Here is a 13,282-nt window from a genome sequence, read left to right as displayed (position 1 = left end):
TATAAGGGAGCAATCTGGTATATACCAATATCGTTTTTTGCTATGGATATGCCCTAAACGTTGAACGCAGGCATCGCACTATGCACGTGGCAGCGCCGATTCAGTGTTGGGTGAGTGCATCCGGCGCTGGGCAATCCACAGGGCGGGCATCAGCAGCGCCAGTAACAGCCACGGAAACCACGCGGGTCCGCGAGTCGCCAGTACCACGCCGCCAATCACTCCACTGCCGGCAAATGCCAGGTTGAATGCAGTCACCAGCATCGACTGCGCCACATCGGCACCGTCCCCAGCCGTTTCCGCCAGGGCGGTCTGCAGCAAGGTCGGTGCACCACCAAAGCTCAAACCCCATACGGCCATGGCGATGCAGGTGAGGATGACGGGTAAATGGCCGAGCCCGAGCATAAGCGTTACCAGGGCAAACGCGACGAGACTGAGCAGGACCAGCCGCCGAAGCCAGCGATCAATCAACACACCGGTGACCCAGATGCCAAGCAGTGCGGCGAGGCCGAAAATCAGTAAGGCGGCGTCCACGTGCTCGCCCAGACCGACAGACGCCAGGAACGCCGCGATGTAGGTGTAGAGAATGTAATGGGCCATGATCCAGAGCATGACCACCAGCAGCACAGGCCGCACGCCGGGTGTTTGCACAACCGTCGACAGAGGCAGGCGGCGGTCGGCTTTTTGCCCGGGATAGTCGGGCACGTTCACGCGTATCCACAGCATGAGCATCAGGCTGGCCGCCGAGAGTATCCCGAACACACTGCGCCAGCCCGACAGCTTGCCGAGCCACGCCCCCAGCGGTACGCCCACGGCCAGCGCCAGGGGAATGCCGAGCATGGCCACGGCCATCGCGCGCCCTTGCAACGGGCGTGGTGCCATGCGCCGGGCATAACCCGCCAGCAGGCTCCAGGCCAGTCCGGTGGCGAGGCCCACCACCAGGCGCGCCGCCAGGGTCAGGCCGAACCAGGGCGATAGCGCGGTCACGGCATTGCACACAAAAAACACGCCGACAGCCAACAACAGCACACGCCGACGGCGCCAGCCCTGCAGGGCCAGTGTCAATGGAATAGCCGCCAGCCCCGAACCCAGCGCGCAGAAGGTTACCCATTGGCCGGCCCAGGCTTGCGACACATTGAAGGCTTGGGCGATCTGGGGTAGCAGGCCGGCGGGCATGGTTTCATTGGCGGTGGCAATAAAGCTGCTGAGGGTCAGCGCCAGCAGGGCGATCAGCGGAAGCCGTTCAGCCGTGGGAGGGGTAGCCGTTTCGGCTGCCGATAGCGCGTCGATGTCGGTCATGACCTGTACTCGTTGGAAGGCAAGGACGCGAGTGTGGTGGCTTGTAGAGAAATTGATAATTGGCCTACCATTTGATGAACTTTCAAATCTGAATTGAAATGGCCACAGACCGATTGGGTGATATGCGTTTGTTCGTCGAGGCGGCAGCCTTGGGCAGTCTCACGGCTGCCGGGCGCAAGCTGGCGTTGTCGCCTGCTGCCGCCAGCGCACGGCTGATCAAGCTTGAAGCGGCACTGCGTACCAAACTGTTCGAACGCACCACCCGCCAGTTGCGCTTGACTGACGAAGGCCGGTTTTACCTGCAGCAGTGTGCGATTGCGTTGGCGGCGATTGATGAGGCCGAGGCAGGGCTTCAAGCCAGCCAGCAAGAGGTGCGTGGCAAGGTGCGGATTTCTGCGTCGGCGGATTTTGGCCGGCATCTGCTGAATGACTGGCTTGAAGCCTTCAGCCGCCAGCATCCGCAGGTGAAGGTGGCGTTGACGTTGTCCGACTCCATGTCGAACCTGGTGCAGGACGATGTGGACCTCGCCATCCGCTTTGGTGCCCTGCGTGACAGCTCGCTGGTTGCGCGACACCTGGCGCCCAATTGGCGCGTGCTGTGTGCCTCGCCTGACTACCTGGCGCGGCACGGCGAACCGCAAACGCCGGCGGACCTCGCTCGGCATCAGTTCATCGTGCTGGTGACCGGGGCGGGGCCGCTGAACACATTTCACTTCAGGGTGGATGGCCAGGCCCGGGACCATACGGTGGCGATGGAGCAGGCCTGGGAAACCAACGACGGCGCCCTCGCGCGCGCCTGGGCGCTGGCCGGCCATGGCATTGCGCGCAAGACCATTTGGGATGCGGCTGACGATATCCGTGAGGGGCGGCTGAAGGTCCTGTTGTCGGAGTTCAGCGTGCGTGAGGCGGGTGTGTATGCGTTGTTGCACGGCACTCACTACCGCTCGCCCCGTGTGCGTGTGCTGCTGGATTTTTTGGTCGAGCGCTTCAGTCACGCAACAGACGAACTGTTGCATGACATAGAGGCACCGCGCCTTTAGTTGCGCCAGGCGGGAACCAGATGCTCGTCAATCATCCAGTGAGGTTTGCCTGGGCGGATGCAGGTGCCGCCGATCCAGCGCTCATGGGTGGCGTGATCCGGCCAGTAGGCTGCGCCGTTCAGAACCTGGCGACCCAGTGCAGTCAATGCCAACACCCGTTGAGGCCATGGCAATTGAGCCTCGGACTCGATCAACAGCGGATTCTCGCCATCAATCAACGGCCGCATCAGCGCATGAAACATCATGTCCCCCAGGTACGGCAGCGGCTCACGCTTGGCCATCAACTCGGCAAACACCCTGCCGAACGGCACGGGACCGGCCTCGTCCACGTAGTGCAGGGCCAGGCGTTCGGTCAGTGATAAACCGTCCTGCGTCCCCGGAAATTCCTGCAACTGCCGGCGCAACGCCGGGGCCAGGAAGGGCAGGGATGGGTGGTTGCCCTGGGCCAGTTCCGCGAGTTTGACCGGCGAGCTGGCGCAATACGCCAGCCAGGCCTGTCGCGCCAGTTGCAGCATGTCCTCGTCGACCTGTCGGCGCTGCGGCCACAACCACGCCAATATGTCGGGTGCCAGTTGGCCGATGCCGATAAAACGCTGCACGCCGGGGATACGGTCGACTTCGATCAACTCAAGCTTTTCAGGCAAGCGCTCAAGCCCCGCCAATGCGCGAATCAGGAACAACTGATCGTACGCATCCGCCTCACACCACAACACGCTGTGCCCGGCGCTGCCCAGCTGTTCAAGATGGGTGTATTCGTCTGCGTGCCGGCGCGCCACTTCGGCCTCATCCATGGCAAACACCTGGCTGATGTAGCGGCTGCGTATGGCCTGGTATTGGTCGGCTGGCAGGTCCTGGACAGGGCCCATGCACAATGGGTCAATCAGCATCCGGAAGCGGCCCTTGAACCCCGCCAGGCCCAGGCTGTGGGCGATGTCGTTGCCGCAGCGCCAGTGGGTGGTGCGGGCTTCATCGCTGGCGTCGAAACCCGGATGGCGGGCGGCAAAATCCACCGCATCGACGTGGGCCTTGAGCTTGGGCCAGCTGGGGAAGCCGAGTTCCTTGGCGATCAGCCATTGAGCCTCTGACAAGGTCGGGGTTGCGGCGGTATCGGCGTTTTTCAGGCGCTGCAAAAGCTCCTTGGCGCGCTTGCGTTGCTGCTCAAGGTTGATACGGCCGTTGGTGGACGAGAATGATTGCGACATACGATCTCCTTGCACAAACCTTGTCCGCTTTAAGGTTGGGAGTCGTAGAAATGTGATATTCAGTCAAGGTCTTGGGCGCAGCCCTTTCCGCGGATGGTGGCGTAGATGGCGCCAGGCGGGAAATATAGGCAGTGCACTGTTGGATTGCAAGCCGCCCGGCGGACAGCGCCGGTGTCGTGCACAGGAGACGTTCATGAAAGTTGGTGTGATTTCCGATACCCACGGCCTGCTCCGCGCCGAAGCCCTGGCCGCCCTGGAGGGGTGCGAGCAGATTGTTCACGCCGGGGATATCGGCAGCCCGGAAATTCTTGAGCTGCTGGCCTCGATTGCACCGTTGCATGTGGTGCGCGGCAATAACGACCTCGACGCGGCCTGGGCAGAGCATCTGGCTGACCGGCTGGATTTCGACCTGAATGGCTGGCGGGCGCTGCTGGTGCATGACATTGCCGATGTACCGAAGGCGCTTGATCCGGGCATCAGGCTGGTGATCACCGGCCACTCCCACAAGCCATTGATCGAGTGGCACGGCGAGCGGCTGTTTCTCAACCCCGGCAGTGCAGGGCGGCGGCGTTTCAAATTGCCGGTGACCCTCGCGTTGCTTGAGGTGCGCGAGAAATCCATCAAGCCGCGCCTGGTGTCGCTGGAGCCCAAGCGCTGAGGAACACCTGTGGCGAGGGGGCTTGTCCCCCGTCGGGTTGCGAAGCAACCCCAGCAAATTCAGCGAGTTTTTTCAGGTGTACCGGAGTTGCCTTATTGGGGCCGCTTCGCAGCCCAACGGGGGACAAGCTCCCTCGCCACAGGGTTGCTTATCCTGCTTGGCCATTGTGTATAAACCAGAGGTAAGGATTTCAATTCCATGAGCGTATTAGTCGAAACCCGGGCGCTCACGCGGATGGACGAGCGCCGCCAGCTCCAACTGCTGCACCCGACGAACTTTCAGCTGCACCGCGCCGACCGCCTCTCCATCACCGGTTCATCCGGCTCCGGCAAAAGTGTGTTCCTGCGGGCGCTGGCCCTGCTCGATGCACCGACCTCCGGGGATATCCTCTGGAATGGGCAACCCATCGCCAACGTACAGATCCCGCAGTACCGCAGCCGCATCAGCTACCTTTCCCAGCGTCCGGCGCTGATCGAGGGCAGTGTGGAAGACAATCTGCGTTTCCCCTACAGCCTCAAGGCCTTGCATCACCTGAGTTTCGACCCGCAGGCGGTCAATGCGCTGCTGGCCCACGCAGGAAAAGAGCCGGGCTTCCTGGCAAAAAATGCCGGGGATTTATCCGGCGGTGAGTCCCAGGTGGTGTCGCTGATCCGCACCCTGCAACTCAATCCCGATGTGCTGTTGCTGGACGAACCCACCGCCGCCCTCGATCCGGCGTCATCCCGGGAAGTCGAGGCGTTGATCAACGCCTGGGCCGAAGCCGATAACGACCACGCCTATGTCTGGGTGTCCCACGACCTTGAGCAGGCGCAACGCATGAGCACCACCCGCCTGCACATGGACGCCGGCGTGCTGACGAGGACCGTGCAGCCATGAACTATCACGACCTGACGGCCCTGGACATGGCCATCGCCGCCTCGCTGATCCTGATCAATGGCGCGCTGTCACTGCTGTTGCGCCTGGGCCTGGAACGCCAACTGTTCTGGGCCGCCGTGCGCACGGTGGTGCAGTTGCTGGCGATCGGTTACCTGTTGGGCTGGGTCTTTGAATTCGCCTACTGGTACGTGGTGCTGCCGCTGATGTGCCTGATGACCCTGATCGCCGGCCTCTCGGCAGCCGGGCGCGGCAAGCGCACCTACGCCGGCCAGCGGGCCGACAGCATCGTGTCGGTGTGGGGCAGTTCGTGGCTGGTGACGGCCATCGGCCTGTTCGCGATCATCCGGATTCACCCGTGGTACGAGCCGCAGTATGCGATCCCGATCCTCGGCATGATTCTCGGCAATACCCTCACCGGCGTGTCCCTGGGGATTGAGCGTATGACCCAGGAACTGACTTCGGGGCGCAATACCATCGAGATGATCCTGGCCCTGGGTGGCTCACGTTGGGAAGCGGCCCAGGACGCGATTCGCCAGGCCGTGCGGGCCGGGATGATCCCGACCCTGAACCAGATGACGGTGGTAGGGATTGTCAGCCTGCCGGGGATGATGACCGGCCAGGTGCTGGCCGGGGAAAGCCCGGTGGACGCGGTGCGGTACCAGATCGTGATCATGTTTTTGATCGCCGCGTCGTCGGCGCTGGGCACGGTAGGTGCGGTGTTGCTGACCTACCGGCGGTTGTTTTCTCCGGGGCATCGGTTTTTGCGTTATCGGCTTGAAGAGCGGGTGTGAGTTGGGTGGGGGCTTTTGTGTACATATCCGTTATTTAGGTAACGGCCGCTTATGGTTTCGCTCTTACAGCGACTCACTTTGGAAAAGCCCCAAAGTAAGCAAAGGGCTCTGCCCCGCCTGTCGGCACCTCGCTAAGGCTCGGTGTTCCCTCACTCCGGCGCTGCTCCGCGGCGGCCCGCGGAGTAATGCCGGAGTGCGGGCACACCGAGCCTAAGCGAGGTGCCGAGTGGTGGGGCAAGAGCGTTTTGCTTACTTTTGCGCTGTTCAAAAGTGAGCCGCTGTAAGAGCGGAACCAATCTCAGCCATCACCTAAATAACGGATATACACCCAGCCCATCCCCAAACACCCCCATCCACCAGCCAAATCGCCGCCGCTGTGATGCAGGGCCAGGTGGCGCGGGACAATATGTCCGAACACAGGAACGTCGGTTTGGATGGCCCGGCTCAATCACCCACGCCGAAATCCAGCAGCACCTTCATCGCCTGGCTCTTGTCCGCCGCCAGTTCAAAGGCCTGAACCGCCTCGCTGAACGGCACGGTATGGGAGATCACCGGACGCACATCAATCACCTGGCGGTTGAGCAAATCCACCGCCTGGGCAAACTCCGAATGGAAGCGGAACGTGCCGCGCAAGTCGATCTCCCGGCTCACCAGCATATTCAGCGGCAGCGAGACTTCACCGCCCAACCCGACCGTCACCAGCACGCTGCGCGGGGCCATGCATTCGAGGCCGTTGCGCAGGGCCTGGGCGCTGCCGGAGACTTCGAACATCACGTCGAAGTAGCCTTTTTCTGCGGTGTAGCGCTTCAACGCGTCGGCGTCTTCCGCCAGGTTATGGGTGCGGCTGGCGCCCATTTTTTCGGCGCAGGCCAAGGGGCCGGCGGCCAGGTCCACTGCGACGATTTCTCCCGCGCCCGCTGCCCGAAGGCTACCGATCAACAGGTTGCCGATGGGGCCACAGCCGGTGACCAGCACCCGTTTGCCGAAGACCGCCCCGGCGCGCTGGATGGCGTGCAAGCCCACGGACAACGGCTCGGCCATCGCACCTTCGGCAAGGCTGACATGATCGGCCAGCAGGTGCGCCTGGTGGGTCTCGATCACCAGACTTTGCTGAAACGCGCCTTGCACATGGGGAAAGGGCATCGCACTGCCGTAAAAACGCATGTTCAGGCAATGATTCGGCAGCCCTTGATGGCAATAACGGCAGCCGCCACAAGGCCGCGACGGCGAGACCGACAAGCGTTGGCCGATCGTGAAGGGCCCGTCCTCACGGCCCACGGCCTCGATCACCGCCGACACTTCGTGGCCCAGCACCATCGGCTCGCGCAGGCGCACGGCGCCGAAGCCGCCGTGCTGGTAGTAATGCAGGTCCGAGCCGCAAATCCCGCCCCGGGCAATGCGCACCCGCAGTTGGTCGGGGGCGAGTGCCCGGGGTTCGGTTTGCGGTTCTACCCGCAGGTCTTTTGAGGCATGGCAGACGATAGCGTGCATGAAATTCTCCGGGTTACAGCGAGGCGGTGATGCCACCGTCCACGTACAGGATATGACCGTTGACGAAGCTCGCCGCGTCGCTGGCCAGGAACACCGCAGCGCCGGCCAGTTCGGCCACGTCACCCCAGCGTCGGCTCGGCGTGCGTTGCACCAGCCAGTCGCTGAACTCGGGGTTGGCCACCAGGTTGGCGTTCAGTTCGGTCTTGAAGTAGCCGGGGCCGATGCCATTGACCGTCAGCCCGTGGGGGCCCCAATCGATGGCCATGCCTTTGGTGAGCATCTTCAGCGCGCCTTTGCTGGCGGCATACGGCGCGATGCCCGGGCGGCCCAATTCGCTTTGCACCGAGCAGATATTGATGATGCGCCCGCGCTTGCGCGGGATCATCGCCCGGGCCACGGCCTGGCCGACGAGGAAGGCGCTGTCGAGGTTGGTGCTCATCAACTCGCGCCAGTGGGTTTCGCTGTAGTCCTCCAGCGGCCCGCGCCGTTGCATGCCGGCGTTGTTCACGAGGATGTCCAGCGGGCCCAGGCGCTCTTCGATATCCGCCACGGCGGCCAGCACCGCCGCGCCGTCGGTGACGTCGAACGCCTGGGTGTGCACCTCAAGGCCTTCCGCCGCCAGCAATGCGGCACTGTCACGCAAGGTGCTGCGGTTGCGCCCGTTGAGCACCACCCGTGCACCGGCCTGGGCCAGGCCACGGGCAATGGCCAGGCCGATACCGGCGCTGGAGCCGGTAATCAACGCCAGGCGGCCGTCGAGGCGGAAGTTGTCTAAAACGCTTTGCATGGGTCGATCTCCTAAAGCTTCACACCACCAACGACAGCAGCATGATGAACCCCAGGGCGGCGAAGGAGAGCACGGTCTCCATCAGCGTCCAGGTCTTGAATGTCTCGACGACGGTCATGTTGAAGTACTGCTTGACCAGCCAGAACCCGGCGTCGTTGACATGGGACAGCACCAGCGAACCGGCGCCTGTGGCGAGCACCAGCAGCTCCCGGTTGACCCCGGGCATCAAGCCGATCACCGGCGCGACAATCCCGGCGCCAGTGATGGTTGCCACGGTGGCCGAGCCGGTCGCTACGCGAATCACCGCCGCTACCAGCCACGCCAGCAGAATCGGTGAGATCTCGGCGCGCACCGCCATATGCCCGATCACGTCGCCCACGCCGCTGGCCACCAGCATCTGTTTGAAACCACCGCCGGCGCCGACGATCAGCACGATGGCAGCGGTGGGTGCGAGGCTCGAATCCAGCAGCTTGCTCAGTTGCTCCCGGGAAAATCCCCGGGCGGCCCCAAAGGTATAGAACGCCAGGAGCAAGGCGGCGAGAAGGGCGGTGATCGGGTGGCCGATCAGGTCCATCCACACGCGGAAGGTGCTGTCGGCGGCGAACGCCACATCGGCGAAGGTCTTGAGCAGCATCAGGAACACCGGCAGCAGGATCGTGGTCACGGTGATGCCGAAACCCGGCAGGTTCTCGCTGGAGGATTCCTTGGCCAGTTGCTCCATCAATTCCGGGGACGGGCTGCCCGGCACGTAGCGTGAGATCAGGTTGCCGAACAGCGGCCCGGCGATGATTGCCGTGGGCAGGCCGACCACCAGCCCGTAGAAAATCGTCTTGCCGATATCCGCGCCGAAGATCCCGATGGCCAGCAACGGCCCCGGGTGCGGCGGCACCAGGCCGTGCACCACCGACAATCCGGCCAGCAGCGGCATGCCGATCTTGATCAGCGACAGCCCGGTACGCCGGGCCACGATGAACACCAGCGGAATCAACAGCACAAAGCCGATTTCAAAAAACAGCGGGATGCCCACCAGGAACGCGGAAAACATCATCGCCCAGTGCACCCGCTGTTTGCCGAAAGCGCGGATCAGCGTGCGGGCAATCTGGTCGGCGCCACCGGAATCCGCCATCAGCTTGCCGAGCATGGTGCCCAGGCCGAGGATGATCCCGACAAACCCCAGCACTCCGCCAAAGCCGTCCTGGAACGCTTTCATGACCTTGTCCACCGGCATGCCGGAGGTCAGGCCGAGAAAACCGGCGGCGAGGGTCAAGGCGACGAAGGGGTGAACCTTGAAATGGGTGATCAACAATATCAATCCGATAATCGTGACCAGCGCGTCCAGTAGCAGATAGGTGTCGTTAGCCATGCCGAGCACGGTGCCTCCTTGTTCTCATTGTTATAGGCCAAACCCTGTCATATCGTGTATGACGGGCCTTACTTCACCGCAGCCCGGGTTCAGCGTCCAATTTTCATTTGTGATCGGGTGATCAAAAACCGTGATAACCGGAGCCTCCTGATGGAACTCAAGCACCTGCGCGCCTTCGTCGTGCTCGCCCAGGAACTGCATTTCGGCCGGGCCGCCGCGCAGCTGTCGATCGTGCAACCGGCCTTGAGCATGCAGATCAAATTGCTCGAAGACGGCCTGGGCGTGCGCCTGCTCGACCGCAACCGGCACTCGGTGACGCTGACCGAAGCCGGGCGGGTGTTTCTGCCCGAAGCCCAGGCCACCCTGCACCAGGCCGCCCGTGCCGCCGATGCCGCCCGGGCGTCGAACCGTGGGGAAATCGGCCGGGTGCGCCTGGGGTTTGTCTCGTCGGTGTTGCCGGAATTGCTGCCGGGGTTGATTCGCGCGGTGCATCAGCGCTACCCGCGCATTGAACTGGAGCTCAAGGACATGCCCGGCCCGGACCAGGCGACGGCGTTGAAAAACGGCCAGCTGGATTTTGGCCTGATGCGCTTGCCGGCGACCTATCCCGGCGTGCACACCCGGGCGGTGCTGCAAGAAAGTTTTGTGGTGGCCTTGCCCAGCGATCATCCGTTGGCGGCGCAGGACGTCATCCAGCCAGACGACTTGCTCAAGGTCCCGGTGTTCATCCTGGCCCGGCGCTATGCCCCGGGGTTCTACGACGAGTTCGTTCAGGCCGTGGGCGTGCCCCTGGAAATCGCCTCTGAACTTGGGGAGTTCACCACCATGCTGGCGCTGGTCTCGGCCGGGCTGGGCGTGGGTGTGCTGCCGTTGCAGGCCGCCCGGGCGCTGCCGGCCAATTGTGTGTCCCGGCACCTGCAGTTGGGTGCGTTCCAGGCCAGGACCGGCCTGGCCTGGACCGAACTCGACAGCGCGGTAAAAACCACCTTGTTCAACCTGATCGACGAGTTGTTTGGCGAGTGATTGTTTCACCGGGTGAAATGCTGGATTGCAAAAGCTGGCTATTCTGTTGCGTGCCGTAGCGGCGGAAGATGGCGCCATCGACACGATCACCGGGTCGAGTCCCTGGCACACCGCGGAGCCTGTCATGATCAAACTCTACCAATACCCATTGTCCGGCCATTCCCACCGGGTCCAATTGATGCTGTCGCTGCTGGGCGTACCGGCCGAGTTGGTGCTGGTCGACCTCAAGCAAGGCGCACACAAAACCCCCGAGTTCCTGGCCACCCTCAATAGCTTTGGCCAGGTGCCGGTGATCGATGACAACGGTGTGGTGCTGGCGGACTCCAACGCGATCCTGGTGTACCTCGCCGGCCACTATGGCAACCCCCAGTGGCTGCCGACCGAGCCCTTGGCCCTGGCCCGCGTGCAGCGCTGGCTCTCGGCCGCAGCGGGGCCACTGCACGTCGGCCCGGCTGCCGCCCGATTGGTCACGGTGTTTGGCGCGGCGCTGGATGCCGAGGCAGCCATCAACCGCTCCCATGCCTTCCTCAATGTGGTGGAGCAACAGTTGGCGCAGAGCCGCTTCCTGACCGGCGACCTGCCGTCGATTGCCGATATCGCGCACTACACCTACATCGCCCATGCGCCGGAAGGTAACGTCGCGCTGACCGACTACCCGCACATTCGTGCCTGGCTGGGCAGCATCGAGGCGCTGCCGGGGTTTGTCGGCATGCAACGCACGGCCGTAGGTTTAACAAAGGATTAAAGGTTTTTGTGGCGAGGGAGCTTGCTGTGGTAAGGGAGCTTGCTGTGGCGAGGGAGCTTGCTCCCGCTGGAGTGCGCAGCGCTCCCAAGATTTTGGGGCCGCTTCGCAGCCCAGCGGGAGCAAGCTCCCTCGCCACAACCGCTCCCAAACCACAGGGTTGGTGCATGACATTCGATTAAAGGGGACCCATGGACCGTTTCCAGGAAATGCAGATCTTCCTCGCCGTTGCCGAAGAGCAGGGTTTTGCCGCGGCGGCCCGGCGCCTGAATATCTCGCCCCCCAGTGTGACCCGCGCGATCGCCGCGATGGAGGCGCGTATCGGCACGCAGTTACTGTCGCGCACCACCCGCAGCCTGCACCTGAGCGAGGCCGGCCAGCGTTACCTGGACGATTGCCGACGTATCCTCGCCGAACTGACAGAGGCCGAAGAGGCCGCCGCCGGCAGCTTCTCGGTGCCGTGGGGACACCTGACGGTCACCGCGCCGGTGTTGTTCGGCGAATTGTTTGTCGCGCCGGTCCTGGGGGAATACCTGGACCTGTTTGCCCAGGTCAACATCAACGCCTTGCTGGTGGACCGCGTGGTCAACATGACTGACGAAGGCGTGGATGTGGCCGTGCGCATAGGGCATTTGCAGGAAACCGGCCAGCAGGCGATCAAGGTCGGCGAGGTGCGCCGCGTGGTCTGCGCCGCGCCGGCGTACCTTGAGCGGCACGGCCGGCCGCTGCACCCCGGGCAACTGCGAGAGGCGAAGATTGTCACGTCGTCTTCCAGCCAATTGGTCAGCGAATGGCAGTTCATCGAAGGTGGCCAGCCGCTGAACGTGGCCGTTGATCCACGCCTGGTGGTCACCGCCAACAACGCGGCCATCAACCTGGCGCGCCTGGGCTGGGGCGTCACGCGGGTGCTGTCCTATCAGGTGGCCAGCGATGTGCGTGCCGGCGCACTGGAAATCATCCTGCAAGACTTCGAGCCACCGGCATTGCCGATCCACGTGGTGTTCCAGAACAGCGCCCGGGTACCGGCGAAGGTCAACACCTTCGTGGACTTCCTGGTCAGTCGGCTGGGGCAGGATGCAGCGCTCAACCCCACGATGCAGCGGCCTGCCTGATGGACCGCTATCGCGACATGCAGATTTTCCAGGCGCTGTCCCGGCAGCCGAGCCTGGCGGCGGCGGCCCGCGGCCTGGGCATCTCGGGGCCCACGGTGATCCGCGCGATTGCCCGTCTGGAGGCGCGCTTGCGCGTGCAATTACTGGAGCGCAGCACCCGGGGCATTCGCCTCACCGAAGCGGGCGTGAGGTTCATGGCGGACTGCTCGCGGATCCTTGACGGCGTGAGCGCCGCCGAAGCCTCTGCCAAGGGCGCGCACGTGCAGGCCGAGGGCAATCTGCGGGTGTTTTTCCCGTTTCTGTTCAGCCGTTATGTGATGGCGCCGCTGTTGGCCGACTACCTGGAGCGCTATCCCGGGGTCCGGGTGTTTGCCCACTACCACGATCATTTTCCGAACCTGAATGAAGACGGCCTGGACGTAGCGGTGGTGGTGGGAGAACTGCCTGGATCATCCCTGATCGCGAGGCCTGTGGGCCATGTGCGCAACATCGTCTGCGCCAGCCCCGGCTATCTGCACACCCATGGTGAACCGCTGCAACCCGAGGCGCTCAAGCAACATCGGCTGGTCGCAACCCAGGCGTATTCGGATTGGGTGCAATGGGATTTCCAAGGCACCAGCATCAAGGCCCGGGCGCGCCTCGGCTGCACCACGGTGCAGGGCGCGATCAATGCGGCGGTGCAGGGGGCCGGGTTGATCCGTTGCCTGAGTTATCCGGTCCACGAGCACTTGGCCGGCGGCCAACTGCGTCGGGTATTGCAGGCCTATGAACCGCCGCCGCTGCCGGTGCATGTGGTCTACCGCGAAGGGCGCAATGCGTCGATGCGGGTGCGCAGTTTTGTTGATTTCAGCGTGGCGGCATTGCGTGAACAACCGGCGTTTCATCCACCGAGGGCTTGAGC

General features: G+C 63.4%; 13 protein-coding genes. 8 read left to right on the top strand and 5 right to left on the bottom strand.

Annotation, left to right across the window (positions count from 1 at the left end; all coding sequences use genetic code 11):
* Positions 1-78: 78 nt before the first annotated feature.
* Positions 79-1,296 carry an MFS transporter gene (locus JFV30_RS17695; protein WP_201124773.1) on the bottom strand — a complete coding sequence of 406 codons (1,218 nt, stop codon included), beginning with the start codon at positions 1,294-1,296 and terminating at the stop codon, positions 79-81.
* A gap of 98 nt (positions 1,297-1,394) precedes the next feature.
* Here JFV30_RS17695 and JFV30_RS17690 point away from each other — a divergent pair, with 98 nt between their 5' ends.
* Positions 1,395-2,336, top strand: a complete 942-nt coding sequence (locus tag JFV30_RS17690) for a LysR family transcriptional regulator (RefSeq protein ID WP_201124772.1) — start codon at positions 1,395-1,397, stop codon at positions 2,334-2,336.
* Here JFV30_RS17690 and JFV30_RS17685 read toward each other — a convergent pair.
* Positions 2,333-3,538: a DUF1835 domain-containing protein gene (locus JFV30_RS17685; RefSeq protein WP_201124771.1), complete on the bottom strand. Its 1,206-nt coding sequence runs from the start codon at positions 3,536-3,538 to the stop codon at positions 2,333-2,335. The two genes, JFV30_RS17690 and JFV30_RS17685, sit on opposite strands and share 4 nt — an antisense overlap.
* Before the next feature lie 193 nt (positions 3,539-3,731).
* Between JFV30_RS17685 and JFV30_RS17680 the strand changes: the two genes are divergently transcribed.
* The 3 genes from JFV30_RS17680 (at position 3,732) to JFV30_RS17670 (ending at position 5,863) form a co-directional block, all read left to right on the top strand.
* Entirely contained in the window at positions 3,732-4,196 is a 465-nt protein-coding gene (locus JFV30_RS17680) for a metallophosphoesterase family protein (protein ID WP_201124770.1), read from the top strand.
* A 198-nt stretch (positions 4,197-4,394) separates the two neighbouring features.
* Positions 4,395-5,072, top strand: coding sequence for an ABC transporter ATP-binding protein (locus JFV30_RS17675; protein WP_201124769.1), 678 nt, complete (start codon positions 4,395-4,397; stop codon positions 5,070-5,072).
* Positions 5,069-5,863: an ABC transporter permease gene (locus tag JFV30_RS17670; protein WP_010167123.1), complete on the top strand. Its 795-nt coding sequence runs from the start codon at positions 5,069-5,071 to the stop codon at positions 5,861-5,863. The genes JFV30_RS17675 and JFV30_RS17670 overlap by 4 nt, the downstream gene beginning before the upstream one ends.
* A 444-nt stretch (positions 5,864-6,307) precedes the next feature.
* On the opposite strand, the gene JFV30_RS17665 is transcribed toward JFV30_RS17670, so the two are convergent.
* The 3 genes from JFV30_RS17665 to JFV30_RS17655 are packed head-to-tail and all read right to left on the bottom strand — an operon-like array spanning position 6,308 to position 9,513.
* On the bottom strand, positions 6,308-7,354 hold the full coding sequence (locus JFV30_RS17665; RefSeq protein ID WP_201124768.1) for an L-idonate 5-dehydrogenase: 1,047 nt from the start codon (positions 7,352-7,354) through the stop codon (positions 6,308-6,310).
* Between the two features lie 13 nt (positions 7,355-7,367).
* On the bottom strand, positions 7,368-8,141 hold the full coding sequence (locus JFV30_RS17660; RefSeq protein WP_010167132.1) for a glucose 1-dehydrogenase: 774 nt from the start codon (positions 8,139-8,141) through the stop codon (positions 7,368-7,370).
* 19 nt (positions 8,142-8,160) lie between these two features.
* Positions 8,161-9,513, bottom strand: coding sequence for a GntP family permease (locus JFV30_RS17655; RefSeq protein ID WP_201124767.1), 1,353 nt, complete (start codon positions 9,511-9,513; stop codon positions 8,161-8,163).
* 141 nt (positions 9,514-9,654) lie between these two features.
* Between JFV30_RS17655 and JFV30_RS17650 the strand changes: the two genes are divergently transcribed.
* The 4 genes from JFV30_RS17650 to JFV30_RS17635 all read left to right on the top strand — a co-directional run bounded on the left by JFV30_RS17650 (position 9,655) and on the right by JFV30_RS17635 (position 13,280).
* The gene (locus tag JFV30_RS17650) at positions 9,655-10,527 is read left to right on the top strand and encodes a LysR family transcriptional regulator (protein ID WP_201124766.1); all 873 of its coding nucleotides are present in this window, start codon (positions 9,655-9,657) and stop codon (positions 10,525-10,527) included.
* Positions 10,528-10,651: 124 nt separating this feature from the next.
* Entirely contained in the window at positions 10,652-11,272 is a 621-nt protein-coding gene (locus JFV30_RS17645; RefSeq protein ID WP_201124765.1) for a glutathione S-transferase family protein, read from the top strand.
* A 188-nt stretch (positions 11,273-11,460) separates the two neighbouring features.
* Positions 11,461-12,381 carry a LysR family transcriptional regulator gene (locus JFV30_RS17640; protein ID WP_201124764.1) on the top strand — a complete coding sequence of 307 codons (921 nt, stop codon included), beginning with the start codon at positions 11,461-11,463 and terminating at the stop codon, positions 12,379-12,381.
* The gene (locus JFV30_RS17635) at positions 12,381-13,280 is read left to right on the top strand and encodes a LysR family transcriptional regulator (RefSeq protein ID WP_201124763.1); all 900 of its coding nucleotides are present in this window, start codon (positions 12,381-12,383) and stop codon (positions 13,278-13,280) included. Before JFV30_RS17640 ends, JFV30_RS17635 begins: the two co-directional genes overlap by 1 nt.
* The last annotated feature ends 2 nt before the right edge of the window (positions 13,281-13,282 follow it).

Origin of the sequence: Pseudomonas sp. TH32 (genome assembly GCF_016650855.1) — a bacterium.
GTDB lineage: Bacteria > Pseudomonadota > Gammaproteobacteria > Pseudomonadales > Pseudomonadaceae > Aquipseudomonas.
The sequence above is the reverse complement of the archived record's forward strand: the minus strand, read 5'-3'. Positions and strand labels throughout refer to the sequence as shown.